22 protein-coding genes are annotated in these 21,227 nt (G+C 54.2%); 15 read left to right on the top strand and 7 right to left on the bottom strand.

Annotation, left to right across the window (positions count from 1 at the left end; translation table 11 throughout):
• Window positions 1–128 precede the first annotated feature (128 nt).
• Window positions 129–542, bottom strand: a complete 414-nt coding sequence (locus tag ACMHXI_RS08825) for an META domain-containing protein (RefSeq protein WP_025886935.1) — start codon at window positions 540–542, stop codon at window positions 129–131.
• 94 nt (window positions 543–636) lie between these two features.
• Here ACMHXI_RS08825 and ACMHXI_RS08820 point away from each other — a divergent pair, with 94 nt between their 5' ends.
• Complete coding sequence (locus tag ACMHXI_RS08820; RefSeq protein ID WP_234520348.1) at window positions 637–846, top strand: hypothetical protein; 210 nt, start codon at window positions 637–639, stop codon at window positions 844–846.
• A gap of 56 nt (window positions 847–902) precedes the next feature.
• Here ACMHXI_RS08820 and ACMHXI_RS08815 read toward each other — a convergent pair whose 3' ends face one another.
• Complete coding sequence (locus tag ACMHXI_RS08815) at window positions 903–1,763, bottom strand: GGDEF domain-containing protein (RefSeq protein WP_208155777.1); 861 nt, start codon at window positions 1,761–1,763, stop codon at window positions 903–905.
• Window positions 1,764–1,892: 129 nt separating this feature from the next.
• A complete protein-coding gene (locus ACMHXI_RS08810; RefSeq protein WP_025886940.1) occupies window positions 1,893–2,840 on the bottom strand; it encodes a deoxycytidine triphosphate deaminase in 948 nt (315 codons plus the stop codon).
• Between the two features lie 129 nt (window positions 2,841–2,969).
• Between ACMHXI_RS08810 and ACMHXI_RS08805 the strand changes: the two genes are divergently transcribed.
• Window positions 2,970–3,506, top strand: coding sequence for a GNAT family N-acetyltransferase (locus tag ACMHXI_RS08805; protein ID WP_144220845.1), 537 nt, complete (start codon window positions 2,970–2,972; stop codon window positions 3,504–3,506).
• Between the two features lie 26 nt (window positions 3,507–3,532).
• Window positions 3,533–3,862, top strand: coding sequence for a hypothetical protein (locus ACMHXI_RS08800; RefSeq protein ID WP_144220844.1), 330 nt, complete (start codon window positions 3,533–3,535; stop codon window positions 3,860–3,862).
• A 61-nt stretch (window positions 3,863–3,923) separates the two neighbouring features.
• On the opposite strand, the gene metK is transcribed toward ACMHXI_RS08800, so the two are convergent.
• Window positions 3,924–5,075 (bottom strand): methionine adenosyltransferase, encoded by a 1,152-nt coding sequence (gene metK, locus ACMHXI_RS08795; RefSeq protein ID WP_100142196.1) that lies wholly within the window; start codon window positions 5,073–5,075, stop codon window positions 3,924–3,926.
• A gap of 445 nt (window positions 5,076–5,520) precedes the next feature.
• On the opposite strand from metK, the gene tkt reads away from it, so the two are divergent.
• The 4 genes from tkt to fba all read left to right on the top strand — a co-directional run bounded on the left by tkt (window position 5,521) and on the right by fba (window position 11,107).
• On the top strand, window positions 5,521–7,515 hold the full coding sequence (gene tkt, locus ACMHXI_RS08790) for a transketolase (protein ID WP_413734690.1): 1,995 nt from the start codon (window positions 5,521–5,523) through the stop codon (window positions 7,513–7,515).
• 131 nt (window positions 7,516–7,646) lie between these two features.
• Entirely contained in the window at window positions 7,647–8,663 is a 1,017-nt protein-coding gene (gene epd / locus ACMHXI_RS08785; RefSeq protein ID WP_144217896.1) for an erythrose-4-phosphate dehydrogenase, read from the top strand.
• 87 nt (window positions 8,664–8,750) lie between these two features.
• Entirely contained in the window at window positions 8,751–9,926 is a 1,176-nt protein-coding gene (locus tag ACMHXI_RS08780; RefSeq protein ID WP_224866138.1) for a phosphoglycerate kinase, read from the top strand.
• Between the two features lie 113 nt (window positions 9,927–10,039).
• The gene (gene fba, locus ACMHXI_RS08775) at window positions 10,040–11,107 is read left to right on the top strand and encodes a class II fructose-bisphosphate aldolase (protein WP_100142193.1); all 1,068 of its coding nucleotides are present in this window, start codon (window positions 10,040–10,042) and stop codon (window positions 11,105–11,107) included.
• Window positions 11,108–11,167: 60 nt separating this feature from the next.
• Here the strand turns inward: fba and ACMHXI_RS08770 are convergent, their stop codons facing one another.
• Entirely contained in the window at window positions 11,168–11,659 is a 492-nt protein-coding gene (locus ACMHXI_RS08770; protein ID WP_144132741.1) for a DUF2938 domain-containing protein, read from the bottom strand.
• Window positions 11,660–11,774: 115 nt separating this feature from the next.
• On the opposite strand from ACMHXI_RS08770, the gene ACMHXI_RS08765 reads away from it, so the two are divergent.
• The gene (locus ACMHXI_RS08765) at window positions 11,775–12,455 is read left to right on the top strand and encodes an ArsR/SmtB family transcription factor (protein ID WP_045283702.1); all 681 of its coding nucleotides are present in this window, start codon (window positions 11,775–11,777) and stop codon (window positions 12,453–12,455) included.
• A gap of 18 nt (window positions 12,456–12,473) precedes the next feature.
• On the opposite strand, the gene ACMHXI_RS08760 is transcribed toward ACMHXI_RS08765, so the two are convergent.
• Window positions 12,474–13,889, bottom strand: a complete 1,416-nt coding sequence (locus tag ACMHXI_RS08760; RefSeq protein ID WP_144132743.1) for a PLP-dependent aminotransferase family protein — start codon at window positions 13,887–13,889, stop codon at window positions 12,474–12,476.
• A gap of 141 nt (window positions 13,890–14,030) precedes the next feature.
• Here ACMHXI_RS08760 and ACMHXI_RS08755 point away from each other — a divergent pair, with 141 nt between their 5' ends.
• The 7 genes from ACMHXI_RS08755 (at window position 14,031) to ACMHXI_RS08725 (ending at window position 20,681) form a co-directional block, all read left to right on the top strand.
• On the top strand, window positions 14,031–15,428 hold the full coding sequence (locus ACMHXI_RS08755; RefSeq protein WP_025010022.1) for a cytochrome ubiquinol oxidase subunit I: 1,398 nt from the start codon (window positions 14,031–14,033) through the stop codon (window positions 15,426–15,428).
• Window positions 15,429–15,430: 2 nt separating this feature from the next.
• A complete protein-coding gene (gene cydB / locus ACMHXI_RS08750; RefSeq protein WP_025010023.1) occupies window positions 15,431–16,438 on the top strand; it encodes a cytochrome d ubiquinol oxidase subunit II in 1,008 nt (335 codons plus the stop codon).
• Window positions 16,422–16,604: a DUF2474 family protein gene (locus ACMHXI_RS08745; RefSeq protein WP_025010024.1), complete on the top strand. Its 183-nt coding sequence runs from the start codon at window positions 16,422–16,424 to the stop codon at window positions 16,602–16,604. The genes cydB and ACMHXI_RS08745 overlap by 17 nt, the downstream gene beginning before the upstream one ends.
• Window positions 16,605–16,754: 150 nt before the next feature.
• Window positions 16,755–17,492, top strand: coding sequence for a YdiY family protein (locus ACMHXI_RS08740; protein ID WP_044733810.1), 738 nt, complete (start codon window positions 16,755–16,757; stop codon window positions 17,490–17,492).
• Window positions 17,493–17,713: 221 nt separating this feature from the next.
• Complete coding sequence (gene nhaD / locus ACMHXI_RS08735) at window positions 17,714–19,168, top strand: sodium:proton antiporter NhaD (RefSeq protein WP_025010025.1); 1,455 nt, start codon at window positions 17,714–17,716, stop codon at window positions 19,166–19,168.
• Window positions 19,169–19,279: 111 nt separating this feature from the next.
• Window positions 19,280–20,068, top strand: a complete 789-nt coding sequence (locus tag ACMHXI_RS08730; protein ID WP_208142541.1) for a winged helix-turn-helix domain-containing protein — start codon at window positions 19,280–19,282, stop codon at window positions 20,066–20,068.
• Window positions 20,061–20,681 carry a hypothetical protein gene (locus ACMHXI_RS08725; protein WP_144132749.1) on the top strand — a complete coding sequence of 207 codons (621 nt, stop codon included), beginning with the start codon at window positions 20,061–20,063 and terminating at the stop codon, window positions 20,679–20,681. The genes ACMHXI_RS08730 and ACMHXI_RS08725 overlap by 8 nt, the downstream gene beginning before the upstream one ends.
• On the opposite strand, the gene ACMHXI_RS08720 is transcribed toward ACMHXI_RS08725, so the two are convergent.
• Window positions 20,678–21,223 carry a hypothetical protein gene (locus ACMHXI_RS08720; RefSeq protein ID WP_208184445.1) on the bottom strand — a complete coding sequence of 182 codons (546 nt, stop codon included), beginning with the start codon at window positions 21,221–21,223 and terminating at the stop codon, window positions 20,678–20,680. The genes ACMHXI_RS08725 and ACMHXI_RS08720 overlap by 4 nt on opposite strands.
• Window positions 21,224–21,227 lie beyond the last annotated feature (4 nt).

Genomic DNA, 21,227 nt, shown 5'->3' with positions numbered 1-21,227 from the left:
AGTTGCATAAAAAAATCCGATGACATGGGGTCATCGGATTTTGATCCTTTCAGTGAGATCGTCAAGCGATCTGTCTTAACTGATCGGCATTAGCCGGAGGGCGGTTTTTTTATGACTTGAGGCAGAACTCAGAGGCTGCTGAGTTGCAGTAACACCTTGCCGTCATCGCTTTTGAGCAAGAGTTTGCCATTGCTGACTTCACCTTGGGTTACCTGAGGCAAAGCTTGCATCACCAATTGCTCCTGGGCCATCAGGGCATCGACACAGGCTTTCATTGTGCTGCCGGCCGGGGAGAGTTTCAGCTTCTGACCTTCCTGGGAATAGGTTCCGAAGAAGTTATTGCAGCTATTGTTGCCGGACAGTTTGCCGTCATTGGTAAAAACCAATTGGGCAGGGCTGTAATCTATAGTGGGTTGTCCCATAATGCTTTCTACATGCCAGCTGCCTTCCAGTGGCAGATACTGACCTTGGGTATCCGGGGTGGTTTGGCATGCAGCCAGACCAAATAGCAGCGCAGCGGCTACGAAGGTTTTCTTAATCATGGTCATTTTTCCATTAGTCTATTAAGCCTCTATAGTGTGACAAGAATAGCGCGGATTAAAAAGGGGGAGAAGGGTGATATCCAGGGCTAACTCAGTGATAGGCCTTCTGAAATTGTTACATTGGATAGGTGTGTTAATGCTGCTTGGCGGCATTGGGCTTTACATGTTGACCGATATGGCACTTGAGGTCAGCGGAATGTTGACCATTGCCTCACTGATAGGCTTGGGGTTGGTATTCATGTCCCCTTATCCTGTAGTTATTTTTATCCAATGGGCCAAGGCTCAGGATCAAAAACCGCAATAATCGCCCAAGTTCGCAGCTTGGTTTACTCAACATAAGCGGCTTATCCCGGATTGGCGTTAAGTTTTATATTGCAGCAGATCTTGCTCTGCCTGTTCCAACATGGGTGAGAGTTCGAAGTGGGAGTCCGGTGCAAAGAAGCTTTGCCCCACCAATAACTGCAGGCCACAATCACTGCGGCTGACCTGCTTTTTCAGGCGACTGGCGAGGATATCCAGGTGCGCCTGGCTGTCCACAAATGCCAGAATAATGAACTGGTTGTGATTCAATCGGGCACATATGTCGGCTTCGCGCATGTTCTCCAGTATCACCCTTGCCAACATTTTCAGGGATTGATCCTGCTGCAGTCCGCCAATGCGGTTTGAATCCAGCTCCTTGCCTTCCAGCAACATAAGCCCGGCATGGGAGCCCAAACGGCGACTGAGGCTCAGTTGCCTCGGCGCCAACAGATTAAAGCCTCTGGGGTTGAGCATACAGGTGAGTTCATCCTGCAGAGATAGAGACTCCAGCTGCTCCATCAGTTGCAACTGTCCAAGCTCGGCCTTGAGCAGCGCCAGCATAGGCTCGAGCAAAGACTGCAACTGCTCTAATGCCACCTTGGGTTTGCCATTGAGGATCAGTAATTCGCCAAACAGCTTGCCATCGGACCAATGAAGTGGGTACTTGATGGTCTCCGCCGGGTTAGCTGCAAAGTGTTGCAGCAGGGAGGCGATACCTTCAAATTCAGTTGGGATTTCAGCCGCCGGGCTGTGGCTCAGGACCTGCAGCTTGGTATCTGGCATATGTTGCAGTAACAGCACAGTTTGGGCGTGAAACATCTCTCTGACAGTAACCAAGCGACTCTGCCAATGGTCGAGCTGCAAAGGGTCGTTGGGATGGTCTCTTAAGCTGCTGGTTCTTTCCGTCAGTTGCGCATGCATATAGTTATAGTATTTGTGATGGCAAGGATTGCCTCAGAATACCCAACTGCGTGCGTTAATAAAATGAAAAAATTCGGTTATTGGATCTGGGTCTTTTTAACGTCTCTTCTGTGCTTTGAATCAAGGGGCTCATGCTTCTTTCTTTTGCTGTTTGGATGACTTGAGTCCAGCCCTGGCACTTTCCAGCATAGGCGCCAGCTTGGCGGCAGAGTCAGGGCTGAAAAAGCAACTGCTGGAGTCCAGTTGTAATGGGGCCGAAAACTGGTTCATCTGCCGCTCAAGGCGTTTGATGATATGCTCCAGATCCCGCTCCAGATCGACAAACACCAGCAGGACATATTGGCTGTCGTTATAGTGGGCAGCGATATCTGCGGTTCTTATGGTATTGAGGATCAGGTTGCCGAGTTCTCTATGGTGACGTGCCAGCGTTTCGGCATCCATATTCATCCCGGGTATCAACTCGAAAAAAATAATGCCTGAATGGGCACCGAAGCGGCGGCCGAGATTGAGCTGCCTGGGTGCCATCATGATAAAGCCGTAGTGGTTGAGCATGCCGGTTTCCCGGTCGCGCATGGACAGCGACTCAATTCTGTGACTCTGGCATAAGAGCGCCAAGTCTTGCTGCAGCAGAATTTGGAACGGCTCCAGCATATAAGGGCTGATGTGTTGTTGTTCGTTGGCATGGGCATTGATGACACACAGGCAACCGAATACCGAGCCGTCGGGCCAGAGCACTGGCCGGGATAGAATCCCCAGGACATTGCTGAACTCTTTTGGGTTGTCATCATTGGTGGAGCGGGTGAGATCCAGATTGACGCCCTCGGGTGGGCTATCGACCATACGCTGGAATACACTTTCATCGGCAGAGAATACCTTGCCGGGCGGGAACCTGTGGCTGGCATCGGCGGCGCTGACAATGACTTCGAATCCCTGATCTGTCTTTTGCAGCACAAAGACTTTGTCGGCCTGGTAGTAACGTTTCATTAGCTCACATTGATGCATCCAGCGAATAAGGTTGAGTCTGTGGCTTTCATTTTCCAATAGGCTCTTGCCTGGGTCTATGGTATCCGGGAGCATATCTCTTCCTGAGTCGAGTGGCTTAAGTTCAACTTTAAGTGTGGAAGCAGTATGGGAATTTCGCAAATCGAGTGCGGCTGCAACAGGCTTTGGCTATAATGCGGCTTCTTTTATTGCTGAGCCTTTTTGATGCCAGAAACCATGCAATACCGCCAGGCTGAGGCGGCCGATGTTGAGACGATTGCCAGCCTGGAGCAGCGCTTCGGCCAGGATGAGTTGAGTGCCAGAGAGCGTACACGGGGCATGCAAGGGCAGGGCTTTTCGGCCAAGGAGCTTGAACCTCTGGTGGCCGCCGGTCATGTGTGGTTGGCGTTGGACGCGACTAAGGTAGTCGGTTATCTGATAACCGGCAGTTGGGATAAACTCAAGCATTCGCCTTTGTGTCAGGCCCTCTGTCGGCAACTGACCCAGAATCGCTTTGACCTGGGGCTGAACTGGCAGCAAACTCTGCATTACGGCCCGGTTTGGGTGCATCCTGATTATCGTGGCAAGGGCGTGTTTGATAAGCTTTACGGCGCCGCCAGAGCCAACATCAGTGCGCCTTGGCTGGCACTGATCGCCGAGGACAACGAGGCGTCTATACGAGCCCATAGCAGGGATGGCCGCATGCGCACCCTGGACTTTGTCACCCTTTGCGGCCGGGATTTTTATCTGCTGCTGGGCTAACAGCCGCTTTGACGCGGGAGAGCAAGATGCAAAACACGCCAGAAACCCTACTGCAAGCCTGTGAGTCGCGAAGGTTATCTGCCTGGGATAATGTCAGATACCTGGTGTCTGTCTTGACGCTGCAGGGCGAACAGGCAAAGGCCTTTGAAGCCCAAATCGATGGCAAGCCGCATTATCTGCTGCAAGCCTTGGGCGTCTGTTTCGACTGTGGGCGCAGCAACAGTTATCAGGTGCAGATCCGTCTGTTGACCGATACCGAATTCACTCCAATGAAAGTGTTGGATATCACGCCGCTATCGGCCGAGCAGTTGAGTTACCTCTGTATGGAAACGGCTCATTTCGATCACTGCTACTGAGTGTCAGCCCGGCAGATATAAAAAAACCGCCCTGAGGCGGTTTTTTTGCAAGCTGAGTCTATTACAGACCTGCGTCGGCGCGCAGGGCTTCAGCCTTGTTGGTTTGCTCCCATGGGAACTCATCACGGCCGAAGTGACCGTAAGCGGCGGTGCCTTGATAGATGGGACGCGCCAGATCCAGCATCTCGGTCAGGCCGTATGGGCGAAGATCGAAGTGCTGACGTACCAACTGGATAAGCAATTCTTGCGAGACTTTGCCGGTACCGAAGGTTTCCACACTGATGGAGGTCGGTTCGGCCACACCAATGGCGTAAGACACCTGGATTTCACAGCGATCCGCCAGACCGGCAGCCACTATGTTCTTGGCAACGTAACGGGCAGCGTAAGCGGCGCTACGGTCAACCTTGGATGGGTCTTTACCTGAGAAGGCGCCACCACCGTGACGGGCCATGCCGCCGTAGGTATCAACGATGATCTTGCGACCGGTCAAACCACAGTCACCCATAGGGCCACCGATAACGAAACGGCCGGTTGGGTTGATGAAGTACTTGGTGTCCTTGTTCAGCCACTGGGCAGGCAGTACCGGCTTGATGATGGTTTCCATCACGCCTTCCACCAGATCCGCCTGACTGACGCTGTCGCAATGCTGGGTAGAAAGTACCACGGCATCGATACCGACAATCTTGTTGTCTTCGTAGGCGAAAGTCACCTGAGACTTGGCATCGGGACGCAGCCAAGGCAGAGCGCCGCTCTTGCGTACTTCTGACTGGCGCTTAACCAACTGGTGAGCGTAAGTGATAGGAGCCGGCATCAGCACGTCAGTCTCATTGCTGGCGTAACCAAACATCAGACCCTGGTCACCGGCACCCTGTTCTTTGGGATCGGCGCGGTCTACACCCTGATTGATATCGGGGGACTGCTTGCCGATGGCGTTCAGTACCGCACAGCTGTCGGCATCAAAACCCATATCTGAGTGGGTATAACCAATATCGCGAACGGTTTTACGGGTCAGCTCTTCAATATCAACCCAGGCTGAGGTGGTGACTTCACCGGCCACCAGTACCATGCCTGTCTTGACCAAGGTTTCACAGGCTACACGGGCCTTGGGATCCTGAGCCAGAATCGCGTCGAGTACCGCATCAGAAATCTGATCGGCGATTTTATCTGGATGTCCTTCTGAGACCGACTCAGAGGTAAACAAGTGTTTTGCCATAATTCGGAAAATCTCGTCTTTGGAATTCAAACGTGTAGAAGCATCTACATCTAGACGGCCATTTTAGTTGAATTCAACCTGGATAACACCCCTTGTCGCAAATATTTGTGCGCCAAGACGCAGGAATGGGCGTGAACAACTAAAACCTTTTTTCACTGTTTTCAGCTATTTTGCTGAAATATGAAGGTTAAATTTGTCGCGGTTTCAGTGTTTTTTGTCTGCGATATAGATCCCATGCCTGAAGTGAAAGTTGTTTTTGAGCCTGATTACCGACCACTTTGTTGGGCGGGGGTTTTGTCTTTGTTGTGTAAGTGTAGGCGCCAGGTGAGCTTGTCGATATCAATGACGACCCGAGAGGGCGAATTTTATTTGCGTCCTTCTGCCCGGTGGGGGAAAATATGACTCCATTTTGCCCAAGACCTCTAAGAAATAAGCAGGAGAGAGCATGTCTTCCCGTAAAGAACTCGCTAACGCTATCCGTGTTTTAAGTATGGACGCAGTCCAAAAGGCCAATTCCGGCCACCCTGGGGCTCCCATGGGGATGGCTGATATTGCCGAAGTCCTGTGGCGGGATCACCTCAAGCACAACCCTGTGAACCCTCAATGGGCCGACCGCGACCGCTTTGTGCTGTCAAACGGCCATGGGTCCATGCTGCATTACTCACTGCTGCATCTGAGCGGTTATGATCTGGGCATTGACGATCTCAAGCAGTTCCGTCAGCTGCACTCTCGTACTCCGGGTCACCCTGAATATGGTTATGCCCCCGGCATCGAAACCACCACAGGGCCTCTGGGCCAAGGCATCACCAATGCCGTGGGGATGGCGATTGCAGAAAAGACTCTGGCGGCTCAGTTTAACCGCGAAGGTCACGATGTTGTCGATCACCACACTTATGTCTTCATGGGTGACGGCTGTCTGATGGAAGGTATCTCCCATGAGGCCTGCTCACTGGCTGGTACTCTGGGTCTTGGCAAACTGATCGCCTTCTGGGATGACAACGGTATCTCCATCGACGGTCATGTTGAAGGCTGGTTCAGCGATGATACTCCTAAGCGCTTTGAAGCCTACGGCTGGCACGTGGTTGCCGGTGTCGACGGTCACGACCCACAAGCTATCAACGCCGCCATCGAAGCCGCTAAGGCCGATCCACGTCCATCGCTGATCTGCTGCAAGACCGTCATAGGTTACGGTTCTCCCAACAAGTCCGGTTCTCACGATTGCCATGGTGCGCCGCTGGGTGATGCCGAAATTGCCGCCGCCCGTGAATTCCTGGGCTGGAAGCACGATCCATTTGTGATCCCATCTGAAATCTATGCTGCCTGGGATGCCAAGGAAACCGGTAAGGCCGCCGAAAGTAGCTGGAACGACAAGTTCGCCGCCTATGAAGCCGCTCACCCTGCGCTGGCCGCCGAGCTCAAGCGTCGCCTCAACGGTGAACTGCCTGCCAACTTTGACGCCGATGCCAAAGCCTACATAGAGCAGCTGCAGGCCAATCCTGCCAATATCGCTTCCCGCAAGGCCTCGCAAAATGCGCTGGAAGCCTTCGGTAAAATGTTGCCTGAATTCTTAGGGGGCAGTGCCGATCTGGCACCTTCCAACCTGACCATGTACTCAGGTTCCAAGTCTATTTCGGCCGAAGATGCCAGCGGCAACTACCTGCACTATGGTGTGCGTGAGTTTGGTATGACCGCCATCATCAACGGTATTGCCCTGCACGGCGGGTTTGTGCCTTACGGCGCCACCTTCCTGATGTTTATGGAATACGCCCGTAACGCCATGCGGATGGCTGCGCTGATGAAGGTGCAGAACATTCAGGTCTATACCCACGATTCCATCGGTCTGGGTGAAGACGGCCCGACTCACCAACCGGTTGAGCAGATTGCCTCTTTGCGTATGACTCCTAACATGAGCACCTGGCGCCCATGTGACCAGGTAGAATCTGCCATCGCCTGGAAGTACGCCATAGAGCGCAAAGACGGTCCAACTTCACTTATCTTCTCGCGTCAGAACCTGACCCAGATGCCACGCAGCGCCGAGCAACTGAGCGATGTGGCCAAGGGCGGTTATGTGCTGGTGGATTGCGAAGGCGCGCCTGAGCTGATCATCATTGCCACCGGCAGCGAAGTCGAGTTGGCGGTTAAGGCACAGGCTGAGCTGGCTGCTACTGGCGCCAAGGTGCGTGTGGTTTCCATGCCATCTACCGACGTATTTGACCAGCAGGACGCGGCTTATAAAGAAGCCGTACTGCCAGCCAATGTCACAAAACGACTGGCCGTGGAAGCGGGCATTGCCGATTACTGGTATAAGTATGTCGGCCTGAATGGCCGCATTATTGGCATGACGACTTTCGGTGAGTCAGCGCCTGCCAATCAGTTGTTTGAGATGTTCGGTTTCACTGTCGATAAAGTAGTTGAAGCCGGTAAGGCTCTGCTCGCCTGAGCCGCGCCTGCCTGATTGGAAATGACTGTGCGGCAACCAGGTAATGGAATGCCGCACAGGAAGTGCAACGGCCTGTCGGGAAGGCAGGCCGCTACCCAATCAGCATCCCTCATTAGAGGAACAGGATCTCCATGATCAGAGTCGCAATCAATGGTTATGGCCGCATCGGCCGTTCAATTCTCCGTGCCTTATACGAGTCGGGTAAAAGGCAGCAAATTCAGATCGTTGCCATCAATGAACTGGCCAAGCCCGAGGCCATAGTTCACCTCACCAACTATGACACTACCCATGGTCGCTTCCATAGCCGCGCGAGCCTTGCAGACGGCATGATGCAACTGGGGGATGACAGCATCAGACTGTTGGCCGAGCCGGAGGCAGACAAACTGCCTTGGGGCGAGCTGGATATCGACTTGGTGTTCGAAGCCACCGGCGCCCTGTCTGATAGGCAGAGCTGCGAGGCTCATCTTCAGGCCGGTGCCCGCCAGGTATTGATAAGTCACCCCTCTTCGGCGGATGTTGACGCCACCATAGTCTTTGGTGTCAACCAGGAACTATTGGCCGCCGAGCACACTGTGGTGTCCAACGCATCCTGTACCACCAACTGTATTGTCCCAGTCATCGATGTGCTGGACCGGCACTTCGGAGTCAAGAGCGGCGCTATTACCACTATCCACTCGGCGATGAATGATCAACAGGTGATAGATGCCTATCACGACGATCTGCGTCGTACCCGCGCTGCCGGACAATCGATTATTCCGGTCGATACTAAGCTGGCCCGCGGCATAGAGCGTATCCTGCCGCAGATGAAGGATAAGTTTGAGGCCATTTCAGTGCGGGTGCCCACTATTAATGTCACCGCCATAGATGTGTCTGTGACCCTCAACGACAGAGTGGATATTGCCAAGGTAAACCAGGTACTGGAACAGGCGACCCATGGCCGTCTCGAGGGGATTCTGGGCTATACTGATGAGCCTCTGGTATCATGCGATTTTAATCATGATCCGCGCTCCAGCGTGGTCGATGGTACCCAGACCCGGGTCAGTGATGGCCAACTGGTGAAGCTGTTGCTTTGGTGCGACAACGAATGGGGCTTTGCCAACCGCATGTTGGATACGGCATTGGCGATGATCAAGGCCCGCAGCGCCTGAGAGACTGCAACAGATTATTCCAGGGGGCAGGGAAGCTGCCGCCCTTAGTGAAACAGATTTGTTTTTGATTAAGAAGGAAGCGTAAAAATGGCAATTATCAAGATGTCAGAGCTGGATCTTCAGGGTAAGCGCGTGCTGATCCGTGAAGATCTCAACGTGCCGGTGGCCGATGGTGTAGTCACCAGCGATGCGCGTCTGCGGGCTTCGCTGCCCACCATCAAGTTGGCACTGGAAAAAGGGGCTGCCGTGATGGTGATGTCCCACCTGGGACGACCAACCGAAGGCGAATACAATGAGGAGTTTTCCCTCAAGCCTGTGGTGGACTATCTGGCCAAGGCGCTGGACTGTCCGGTGCGTCTGGAAAAAGACTATCTGGAAGGCGTCGAAGTTGCTCAAGGCGAAGTGGTGGTGTTTGAAAACGTCCGCTTCAACAAGGGTGAGAAGAAAAACGACGAGGCGCTTTCCAAGCAGCTGGCGGCCCTGTGTGATGTCTATGTGATGGATGCCTTCGGTACCGCTCACCGCGCCCAGGCCTCGACTCATGGTGTCGGCATGTTTGCCCCGATAGCCTGCGCCGGCCCATTGCTGGCGGCTGAGCTGGATGCCCTGGGTAAGGCGATGGATAACCCGGCGCGTCCCTTGGTGGCGATTGTCGGTGGCTCCAAAGTGTCGACCAAGCTGACAGTGCTTGAATCTCTGTCTGGCATAGTGGATCAACTGGTAGTGGGTGGTGGTATCGCCAACACCTTTATTGCCGCCGCAGGCCATCCTGTGGGCAAGTCGCTCTATGAAGCCGACCTTATCGATGAAGCCAAGCGCCTGGTGGCCAATGCCCAGAGCCGTGGCGGCGATATCCCTGTGCCTACCGATGTGGTGGTTGGCAAGGAGTTCAGCCCAGCAGCCGTGGCTACCTTGAAGCCAGTGGCCGAGGTTGCCGACGATGAGATGATCTTCGACATAGGCCCGGACAGCGCCGAAGCCCTGGCAGCTATCCTGCAACAAGCCGGTACCATAGTCTGGAACGGCCCGGTTGGGGTGTTTGAGTTCGACCAGTTTGGCGAAGGTACCAAGCGTATCGCCCAGGCGATCGCCGAGTCACCGGCCTTCTCCATCGCAGGTGGCGGTGATACTCTGGCCGCCGTGGACAAATACGGCATTGCCGACAAGGTGTCATACATCTCTACCGGTGGCGGCGCCTTCCTCGAGTTCCTCGAAGGTAAAGAGTTACCGGCTGTGGCCATGCTCAAGGCCCGCGGTAACTGAGCAAAGTCAAAAGAATTATAAAGAAACCGCTCCCGGCTTTGCCGGGAGCATCAAGTTAAATCCAAGCGATAGCGACCTCGGTGAAGCAATTCACCCTATTACTGGAGTAAAAAATGGCCCTTATTTCCCTACGCCAAATGCTGGACCACGCCGCCGAACATGGATACGGTGTCCCGGCGTTCAACGTCAACAACCTGGAGCAGATGCGTGCCATCATGCAGGCCGCCGAAGCCACTGACAGCCCTGTGATTGTGCAGGCTTCAGCCGGTGCCCGTAAGTATGCCCGTCCTCAATTCCTCAAGTATCTGATGGCTGCGGCCCTCGAGCAGTATCCGGATATCCCTGTGTGTATTCACCAGGATCACGGTACCCACCCTGACGTGTGTCAGCGTTCCATCCAGCTCGGCATGAGCTCTGTGATGATGGACGGCTCCTTGATGTCTGATGGCAAGACTCCTGCCTCTTATGAGTACAACGTCGATGTTACCCGCAAGACAGTGGCGTTCGCCCACGCCTGTGGTGTTTCTGTTGAAGGTGAAATCGGTTGTCTGGGTAGCCTGGAAACCGGTATGGCCGGTGAAGAAGACGGCATCGGCGCCGAAGGTACTCTGAGCCACGAGCAGATGCTGACCAGCCCAGAAGAAGCCGCCCGCTTCGTGGCCGACACTCATGTGGATGCCCTGGCCATCGCCATAGGTACCAGCCACGGTGCTTACAAGTTCAGCCGCAAGCCTACCGGCGATGTGCTGCGTATCGACCGTATTAAAGAGATCCACGCCCGTATCCCCAACACTCACCTGGTCATGCACGGATCTTCTTCTGTACCTCAGGAGTGGCTGCAGATCATCAACCAGTATGGTGGCGCGATCCCTGAAACTTACGGCGTGCCGCTGGAAGAGATTGTTGAAGGCATCAAGCACGGTGTGCGTAAGGTTAACATCGACACAGATTTGCGTCTGGCATCTACCGGTGCGGTACGTAAGTTCCTGGCCGAAAACCCAACTGAGTTTGATCCACGCAAATTCCTCAAGGCCTCCATGGAAGCCATGGCCGACATCTGTACCGTGCGCTACGAAGCCTTCGGTTGTGCCGGTATGGGCTCCAAGATCAAGCCGCTGTCTCTGCAGGCCATGTACAAGCGTTATCAGACCGGCGAACTGGACCCACAGATCAACCTGTAATCCCGTTCTCTGTATTGAAAGCCCGCATTCGCGGGCTTTTTTACGTCCCGTTTCCGGCGTTTAAAGCAGAGATAGCAGCAGGGCCGTCAGGTAGAGTCCAAGGCCAAAAACCGTATGGGCCAACAGACTTCTGCCTCTGGCTGTCCAGGGCGCCGGGGTACGTCTGGCCGCAAGGCCGGCACCCAGTCCCGGCTGCAGAATAAGAAAGGGCGCCAATACACTGATAATGCCAAGCAGCAGCGCCGGCATGATCTTCGGTGCTTGCGGCCATTGCGAACCGCAGATCGCCAGCAAGATGGCGGCAAAGATGATGCCTATCAGATAATGCGCTCCCCAGCCAAGCCAGGCTTCGCCCTTGATAGCAGCCGAGGCGCCGATAGGGCTGTGGATCAGTTTTCCCTTGGGTAAATGACCTATCCAGCGACCGACCATGGGATAGCTCAGTGAGGGGATCCCCAACAGCATTTTTTGCGCCAAGGCCCAAATATCCATTACCAGAGTTGCACCGACACCTAAAAGCAGCGCATTGAGCCAAAAGGGAAATTCCTGCATCTATCTTACTCCTTGTTGTATTTTGTCCATCCGGGCTGGACGGTTGTCGCCCCTGATGGATGATGATAATCTATCATTCAATAAATTAATTGAATGATTGTTTGGTGAAGAAAAAATGTCAAGCGACAATCTGACCGAGACACAGGGGCAGCAGCTCGATAGTCACTACCGGGAACTGGCGGATATTGCCAAGGTACTCTCTCATGGCCACAGGTTAAGGCTGCTGGAGCAGATAGCGCAGGGGGAATGGCCGGTCGAGCGTTTGGCCCAGCAGTGCGGTCTGACTCTGGCTAACTGCTCCCAACACCTGCAGCAACTGAAACGTGCTGGCATGGTGGACAGTCGCCGTGAAGGCAAACAGGTACTCTATTCTCTGGCCGATGGTCCCTTGTTGGTGCTGCTGCAGAGCCTGGCGCAGCTGGCCGATTTTCAGCGTTCCCGGGTTAATCAACTGGTGGCGCGCCATAAGCCGGAGCCGGGCAGCGGTGAAGGGGTTTCCCGGGAGGCGTTGTTGGCGCGGCTTGAAAGTGGTGATGTATTGCTGCTGGATGTGCGTCCCGAAGAGGAGTTTTTACTCGGCCATCTGCCGGGGGCTCTCAACCTGCCATTGCCGCTGTTGGAAGCGGAACTGGCACGTCTGCCCAAGCACACAGAGATAGTGGCCTATTGCCGCGGCCCTTATTGCGCCCTATCGGATGAGGCGGTGGCCTTGCTGCAGGCACAGGGCTTTAATGCCAAGCGACTCAATGCCGGTTTCCCCGACTGGAAGGCGGCCGGCTTGGCGGTGGAAGTCTGACTTGGACAGTTGAACCTATCACAAAACGCCTTTTATCAGCTTGGCCAGGCTGGCTATCGATTGCTCCAACTTTGGCCCGCCAGGCAGTGAGGCATTGATGCGAAAACAGTGGCTGAACTCCCGGTGTGCCGAGAACATCTGTCCCGGCGCCAGGCTTATCCCTTGAGAGAGTGCCTGGCGATAGAGCTCTGTGGTGTCCCGCCCCTCGGGTAACTCTACCCAGAGAAAATAGCCGCCATCGCCATAATGCACTCTGACACTGTCGGGTAAGCGGTTCTTCAATGCCTGCCAGGTAGCAAACTTTCGCTGCTCCAGGGTGCGCCTCAATTGTCGCAGGTGGGTCTCATAACTGCGGGTCGACAGGTAATGGGCCAGTGCCAATTGCACCGGGGTGCTGGTGGCCAGGGTGCTCATCAATTGCAGTTTTTGAATACTGAGCGCCATCTTGCCGGCGGCCACCCAACCGACGCGAAAACCGCCCACCAGAGATTTGGAGAAGGAGCCGCAGTGCAGGGTTCTGTCGTCCGGGTCGAAGGCCTTGGCCGGCAGGGGCTTATCTTTGCCGAAATAGAGTTCACTGTAGACGTCGTCTTCAATCAAAAAGCAGTCGTGTTCCTGCAAGAGTGTCAGCAAACGACGCTTCTTGTCATCGCTCATACTGCAGCCCAAGGGATTTTGAAAGTTGGTCATCAACCAGCAGGCCTTGACCCTGTGAGTTTGCAGCGCCTGGGCCAGAGACTGTAGATCTATCCCTTCCTGGGGATGGGTGCGAATGGCGAGCGCCTTGAGGCCGAGGCGCTCCAGCGACTGCAGGGCGCCGTAGAAGGCGGGGTTTTCTATCACCACCCAATCCCCGGGACGGGTGACTGCCTGCAGGCTCAGGTTCAATGCCTCCAGTGCCCCCGCGGTGATCACTATTTCATCCGGGGAGATGCTCATTCCCTGCGCCGCGTAGCGCTGGGCTATGATATGCCTGAGCGCCGGGTTCCCGGGAGGCAGATTGTCCAGAGCGCTGGCTGAATCCAGGGTCTTGGCGCTTGAAATCAAGGCCCGGTTCAACTGTTTGTGGGGCGACAGCCCGGGATCCGGATAGGCGGAGCCAAACCCTGTGATCCCCGGATCGCGACTGGCCTGCAACACCTCAAAGATAAAGGCGTTGATATCCACCGACTCGGCGCGGGTCACAGCACTGGACTGATGCAGACCTTGGGGCTTGGGGGCAGCCACTTTCGGGGCGACAAAGTAACCTGAACGGGGGCGGGAAACTATCCAGCCCTGGCTTTCCAACACCTGATAGGCATGCATCACTGTCATCAAACTCATCTGGCTCTGCTGAGTCTGCTCCCTGAGTGAAGGTAAGCGGTCACCCACCTGCCAGACACCGCTCTGTATCTGCTGCCTCAATTGCTGGATCAGGGTTTCATATTTGGCCATGGTTTACTCTGCTTTATTGCCCGTGCCCAGCATAACAATTATTCAATCTGTTATATATAAAATCGTATTTTCTGTATCTATTATAGTTTTGTCTCAGTCCTTAAGATGCCAGCCAGGTTTATTGACCCTTTGAGGTGGTTCATGTTTGGACTGGATGCACTCGAAATGGCACGCATACAGTTTGCCTTCACGGTTTCTTTTCACATTATCTTCCCGGCCATCACCATTGGCCTGGCAAGTTATCTCGCGGTACTGGAAGGGCTTTGGCTCAAAAAGCGTAATCCGGTATACAAGCAGCTGTATCATTTTTGGTCCAAGGTATTTGCGGTCAACTTTGGTATGGGGGTGGTTTCCGGCTTGGTGATGGCTTACCAGTTTGGCACTAACTGGAGCGGCTTTTCCGAGTTTGCCGGAAGTATTACCGGCCCTCTGCTGACTTATGAAGTGTTGACCGCCTTCTTCCTCGAAGCCGGATTTCTGGGGGTGATGTTGTTTGGCTGGAAAAAAGTCGGCGATCAGCTGCACTTCTTCTCCACCTGCATGGTCGCCCTCGGCACCATAATGTCCATGTTCTGGATCTTGGCCTCCAACAGTTGGATGCACACGCCCCAGGGCTTTGTCATTGAAGCCGGCCAAGTGGTACCGACAGACTGGTTGGCTGTCATCTTCAACCCTTCCTTTATACCGCGTCTTTCGCATATGGCGGTGGCCGCCTTTATCTGCTGCGCCTTGATGGTGGCGGCATCGGGCGCCTGGCATTTGCTTAAAGGCAACGACAACCCGGCGGTGCGCAAGATGTTCTCCATGGCGTTGTGGATGATCCTCGCCTGTGCACCTTTGCAGGCCTTGCTTGGGGATATTCACGGGCTCAATACCCTGGAGCATCAGCCGGCCAAAGTCGCCGCCATGGAAGGGCACTGGGACAACAGCTCGGGGGAGCCGACACCGCTGATCCTGTTTGGCTGGCCCAATATGGAGACAGAAACCACTGACTATGCCCTCAAGATCCCGGCGCTGGCCAGTTTGATCCTGATGCACGACAGCCAGGCCCAGGTGCCAGCGCTGAAGGAGTTTGCCGTGGAAGACAGGCCCAATGTCCCTATCGTCTTCTGGTCATTTCGGGTCATGGTCGGACTGGGCATGCTGATGCTGCTGCTCGGTGTCGTCAGCCTTTGGCTCAGACGCAGTGGTGGCCTGTACCAGAGCCGCTGGTTTCTGCGCTTCAGTCTGTTCATGGGACCATCGGGACTCATAGCGCTGTTGGCCGGGTGGATAACCACGGAAGTGGGGCGGCAACCCTGGATCATTCATGGGGTAATGCGCACCCGGGATGCGGTCTCTGCCCATGGCGAGCTGCATATGAGCCTGAGCCTGCTGGGGTTCTTTGTGGTCTACAGCCTGGTGTTTGGTTTGGGGTATCTCTATCTGCTCAATCTTATCCGTCAGGGGCCCAAGGTCGAGGAAGTCTTATCCGAAAGCCCTGCGTTGGTCGGGCGAATTTCACAGTTTCACAGCGACGAGCTGCATAAGGAGAGCTGAGTATGGGCATTGATCTGGCTGTTATCTGGTTTGTGATTATTATTTTCGCCACCTTGATGTACATAGTCATGGATGGTTTCGACCTGGGAGTGGGGATACTGCTGCCCTTGGTTGGAGACAGGCATGACAAAGATATCATGGTGAACTCAGTGGCACCTGTGTGGGACGGCAATGAAACCTGGCTGGTGCTGGGCGGGGCTGCGCTGTTCGGCGCCTTTCCGCTGGCTTATGCGGTAATTATCGATGCCTTGGCGATTCCGCTGACCTTTATGCTGGTGGCGCTTATCTTTCGAGGCTTGGCGTTTGAGTTTCGCTTCAAGGCGTTTGAAGGCCACAGAAAAGCCTGGGACAGGGCATTTGCCATCGGCTCTGTGGCAGCGACCTTCTTCCAGGGGGTAGTGCTGGGGGCCGTGATATCCGGTTTCCCTGTCATAGATCGCAGCTTTGCCGGCTCGCAGCTCGATTGGTTGGCGCCTTTCCCGCTTTTATGCGGTGTCGGGCTGGTGGTCGCTTACGGACTCCTTGGCAGCAGTTGGCTGATCATGAAGACTCAGGGGCATCTGCAGCAACAGATGTTTCTGCTGAGCCGCTCTTTGCTCATAGGCTTGCTGGTGGCAATAGTGCTGGTCAGTATCTGGACGCCTTTGGCACATCCCCAAATCGCCGAGCGTTGGTTTTCACTGCCGAACCTGATTTTCCTCTCACCCGTGCCTTTATTGACGGCACTACTGGGATGGAATCTGTACCTGGGCCTGCAAAGGCAAGATACTTACCAGCCCTTTGTGATGACGCTGCTCTTGGTGTTACTGGGGTTCTGCGGTCTTGGGATCAGCATCTGGCCCTATATTATTCCACCGGGTATCAGCATCTGGCAGGCTTCGGCACCACCCCAGAGCCAAGGCTTCATGTTGGTGGGGGCTCTGTTTATTATCCCCATTATTCTGGTTTATACCTGCTGGACCTATTATGTGTTCCGCGGCAAGGTGAGCGCCGATGAAGCCTATCATTGACGTTTTGAGGGGCCGGGCCATCCGGCTGCTGGCCCCGGCTAAGAATTGGCTCGATAGCCGGCCAGGCTGTTGGATGCTGCTGCTTTGGTGCTTGAGTGTTCTTTCTTTGCTGAGTGTCTCTTCGCTGTTGCGACTGCTGATGTCTGCGGCCGGGTTGAAGGCCTAATAGCCTTGTCTCTGTCAGACAAAACGGTTACCGGTGTCGGAAATCAGGTTTTTTCAGCTGCAAAATGCGAGCTGTTTCGTATTTTTCGCCATAGATGTTAAGATGACGCCCGTTTTTTTAGGGGATTGCTTTGAACGGAGATGCACAAGAATGAAAAAACTGCTTAGCGCTGCAGCCATTCTGCTGGTCGCACCATTTGCTCACGCTGGGGCTGACTTTGTCGAAGGTGATAAAACATTTGCCGGTGAGGCGGAGTTGGGGGCAACCCTGACCACAGGTAACACTGAAACCTCTTCGGTGAAGGCTCGCCTAGCGATGAAACACGAACTGGGCAACTGGGAAAACCAGTACCTGCTCGAAGGTCTGTACAAGGAAGATTCTGAAGAAGTTACTGCCAAGCGTTATTTTGGTGGTGTTCAGGGCAACTACCGTCTGGATGAGCGCAGCTATCTGTTTGCCAACACCAGCTACGAAGCCGATCCCTTCACAGGTTACGATTACAAGTTCAACAGTGCAGCCGGTTACGGCTACCGTGTATTCCAGGGCAGCAAAAGCTTCCTGGATGCTGAGATAGGTCCTGGTTACCAGTATCAGCGTCTGGACAGTGAGCAAAGCGCCATTCTGGGCTATAACTCTGACGCCAGCTGGGTCGCTCACGGAGTGATCAACTATGAGCTGGAGATCAGCAAGACCTCCAAGTTCCGCCAGATGTTTATTGCCGATTATGGCGACAAGCTCGACGCCCGCTCCGAGACTTCGCTGACCGCCAACATCATCGGCGCCCTGGCAATGAAGTTTGCCGTGATTGTGCGTTATAACAGCGATCCGCTGGATGACAAAAAGAGCACTGACACTGAAACCAATATGACACTGCTGTATTCTTTCTAAAAAAGCCGTGACATAAAAAGTGTGAACCAGATAAAAGCGCCTGCGGGCGCTTTTGTGATCTATGGTGTTTTTTTACCAGTCTTTTTCAATTCTTCTCCTGCGGTCTGTCACTTAGAGCCGGGTCTCGCTCACTTAAATTGCAGAAATTTGCGTTTTATCAAGATTCGCTTTCCATTCTCTGTGCTAGGTTTTAGTTAATTTCCTACCAAGAGAAGAAAGAGATGAAGTTAATGCGTTTGCATGGGGGCTGCGCAGCCTTAGGGGGAATTTTGTCAGGACTGTTTTCGCCTGTGGTCCTGGCTAGCACGGAAGCCACAAATAACCTGAGTCTGACAGACTCAACCGTGGGGTATCTGGCTCTGACTCTGTTTGCCATCGCCTATTTACTGGTGATGGGGGAGGAGAAGCTGCACCTGAGAAAGTCCAAGCCTGTGTTGGTCGCTGCCGGTCTCATCTGGGGCATGATAGGTTATGTCTATACCCAGAATGGTATGTCGGAAGTGGCCGAAGCCGCCTTCAAACATAACCTGCTCGAATATGCCGAGTTGTTGCTGTTTTTGCTGGTGGCCATGACCTATATCAACGCCATGGAAGAACGTAAGTTGTTTGACGCCTTGCGTTGTTGGATGGTCAGCAAGGGCTTCAGTTTGTACCAGATATTTTGGCTTACCGGTTTACTGGCCTTCTTTATTTCACCCATCGCCGACAACCTGACCACTGCGCTGCTGATGTGCGCCGTGGTGATGAAAATGGGCGCCGATAATCGCCGTTTTATCACCCTGTCGTGCATCAACATAGTGGTGGCGGCCAACGCCGGTGGCGCCTTCAGCCCCTTTGGGGACATCACCACTCTGATGGTGTGGCAAAAGGGTATGGTGCACTTTTCCGAGTTCTTCAAGCTGTTCCTGCCATCACTGGTGAATTTCCTGGTGCCGGCGGTGATCATGAGCCTGTTTATTTCCAGGGAAAAATCTGATGCCCTGGTTGAAAAGGTTTACACCAAGACAGGCGCCAAGCGGATAGTGCTGCTGTTCCTGTTCACCATAGCCATGGCTGTGTGTACCCATTCACTGCTGGGTCTGCCGCCTGTGCTTGGCATGATGACAGGCCTTGGACTGCTGCAGTGTTTTGGCTTCTACCTGAGGAAGAATTTCCCCAAAGCGCTGGCAAGAGCGCAGGAGAAGGCGCGCCTGATGCAGGATGAAAAGCGTCTGGAGCAACTGGGTAACGTGGTGCCTTTCGATGTATTCAGCCGTATTGCCAGAGCCGAATGGGACACTTTGCTGTTCTTCTATGGTGTGGTGCTGTGTGTCGGCGGTTTGGGCTTTATGGGCTATTTGAGCATGGTATCCCATGCCATGTACACCCAGTGGGATCCCACCTATGCCAACGTCGCCATTGGGGTGCTGTCCTCTATCATAGACAACATTCCCGTGATGTTTGCCGTACTGACAATGAACCCGGATATGGCGTTGGGACAATGGCTGTTGGTAACCCTGACCGCCGGGGTTGGGGGGAGTTTGTTGTCCATCGGCAGTGCCGCCGGGGTGGCGCTGATGGGGCAGGCGAGAGGGGTATACACCTTTGGGGCTCACCTCAGGTGGACACCCGTGATCGCCCTGGGTTACGTAGCCAGCATTCTGGTGCACCTCTGGATTAACAGTTCTACATTCTAGATAACAATGTATCATATTGTTAATTAACAAAATTTTAATTATGGGAAAAGTCTGAGAGACGGTTCACGCTTCTTGTCAAAAGCCTAAAAACACTCATACAGATCACTCTGGATGGGTGTTTTTTTCCCTTATACTGCCGCCATTCATTTACTGCTGAGCCACGCCATGCAGATAGGTTGCTATTGGTTTGATGCCGATACCGGCACGCTCAAACATACTGGTTCCGGGATGAGCTGGACACTGTCTGAAACAGAGCAGTGTGTGCTGAATATTTTGTTGGCTCACAGGGGGCAGGTGGTATCCAGAATGCAACTGCTGCAGGAGGCTGCTATTCCCGCCAATCAAGGGCATTTATTGGAGCAGGCGGTGGCCAGGATCCGCCAATATCTGGGACCCGAGCACAGCGACCTCTTGGAATCCGTAGACAGGCAAGGTTTTTTGCTGCACAGCAAGACCCGAGGCCGCAGGCCCATCTCTTTGTCCCCCAAGGGACAAACGTCCTGGCGTCACTATTGTTGGATGTTACTGCTGAGTGCACTGGCATTGGGGTTTTTGTCATCCAGGGTTGGGCCACTGCGCTATCTGGAAACGCCGGATGAGGTGATTAAACTCGTACACCCTTCGGGCAGTACTACCTTTTTGCGTCTCTACGGCGAACCCAAGGCATTGGCCGCATTGAAAGATTTGACTCAAGGCATTGAAGACTGGCTGGCACGCTGCCCCGATAGTTGGCGCACCATTTCCATCTCCCTCAGCGATGACAATAAGGTGTTGAGTATGGTGGTCAAGGGAGAAGGCGACCAAGGCGAGTACCTCAAGGCTTATAAGTTGACCATGGCCCAGATGAACGCCTGTGCCCCCGAATATACCTGGCTGAGGGAGGCACTGCGCTGTGACTGAATCGACTCTGCGGCGGCGGTTACGCCAAAACCGGATCTGGATACTGCTGCTGTTGTTACTGCTGATGTTTGCTGCCGGCATTCTCTGGGCCGATACCCTGATTTCCAAACGTCTTAGCCCTAATTTCAACTGTGAAGCGAGTTTGATCCGTCCCGGTATGGCAGTGGATCAGGCCAACACTGAAAAGCTCAGGCTCAGGATAGCCACAGAAAATGGTCATGCCAGACTGCGGGTGAGCTATCGTCACGACTCTGAGCCTTGGGCCAGCATCGAACTGACAGGGATCATCAAAGGGATTGAGCCTGGCTCCCTGAGCTATTTGATAAGCCTGGAGCAGCGACAGGAAAAGCTGCAAGTGGATGAAGCAGAGTTACCCCCATATCTGCTGGCGATGCGGGACAGTATCAATAAGGTGTTGGCTCAGTCAGGCAAACTGGATCTCAGACTGCATGTACTTGAGATGGATATTCTGGCCGACTATGCACTTATCCAGGTGACGCCTGGAGATCACCTCTGGGCCTGTCGTATGAGTGAGTTTGAGGAGGATAAGGCCCAAGAGCCGCTGCTCTCCCTGATCAGCGGCTTATTTGATGGGGCAGTTTTCGGGGGTTAGTTCGCACCTTCCCCTGTGGTGGGAGAGTAGAGTGTCAGCTCATTGCTGATCTCTGTACCAAACACCTCTATGGCCACCTTATAACGGCTGACGGCACCGCTGGCGGCATTGGCATCCCAATCCAGTCCAGATGGACTGAAGCTGTAGCTGCCGGCACTGTCCATAGCCTGCAGCGGTTCAGCGCACTCGGTCGCCGGATCGCAGCTGTAACCATAGGTCACATGCCAGCGTTTCCAGGCCTTGGGCTTGGTGGAAGCCTGCTCTTCTGCCGGGTATCCAAAGTAGGTGATCCGGTACTTGGCGGCATTGGTGAGCGCCTTGCCTTCGGCGTTTTGCAGGGCAAAGGTGACCTGGCCTGAGTCGGGATCGAAGCTATTGAGGGTCAACTCAATACTGCTTGCTTCGGCAATATCCTGGCTGGGTTTCTCGACCGGCGGCGGAGGGGTGATCTCGCCACCGCCATTACTGTTGTCATCATCGCTGCCACAGCCTCCCAAGAGCAGGGCCGAGCCGAGCAGCAGGCTCAGATAGCTGATTTTCATCGGA

It is taken from the genome of Shewanella sp. BJSY2023SW005, assembly GCF_047314585.1.
GTDB lineage: Bacteria > Pseudomonadota > Gammaproteobacteria > Enterobacterales > Shewanellaceae > Shewanella > Shewanella algae.
The sequence above is the reverse complement of the archived record's forward strand: the minus strand, read 5'-3'. Positions and strand labels throughout refer to the sequence as shown.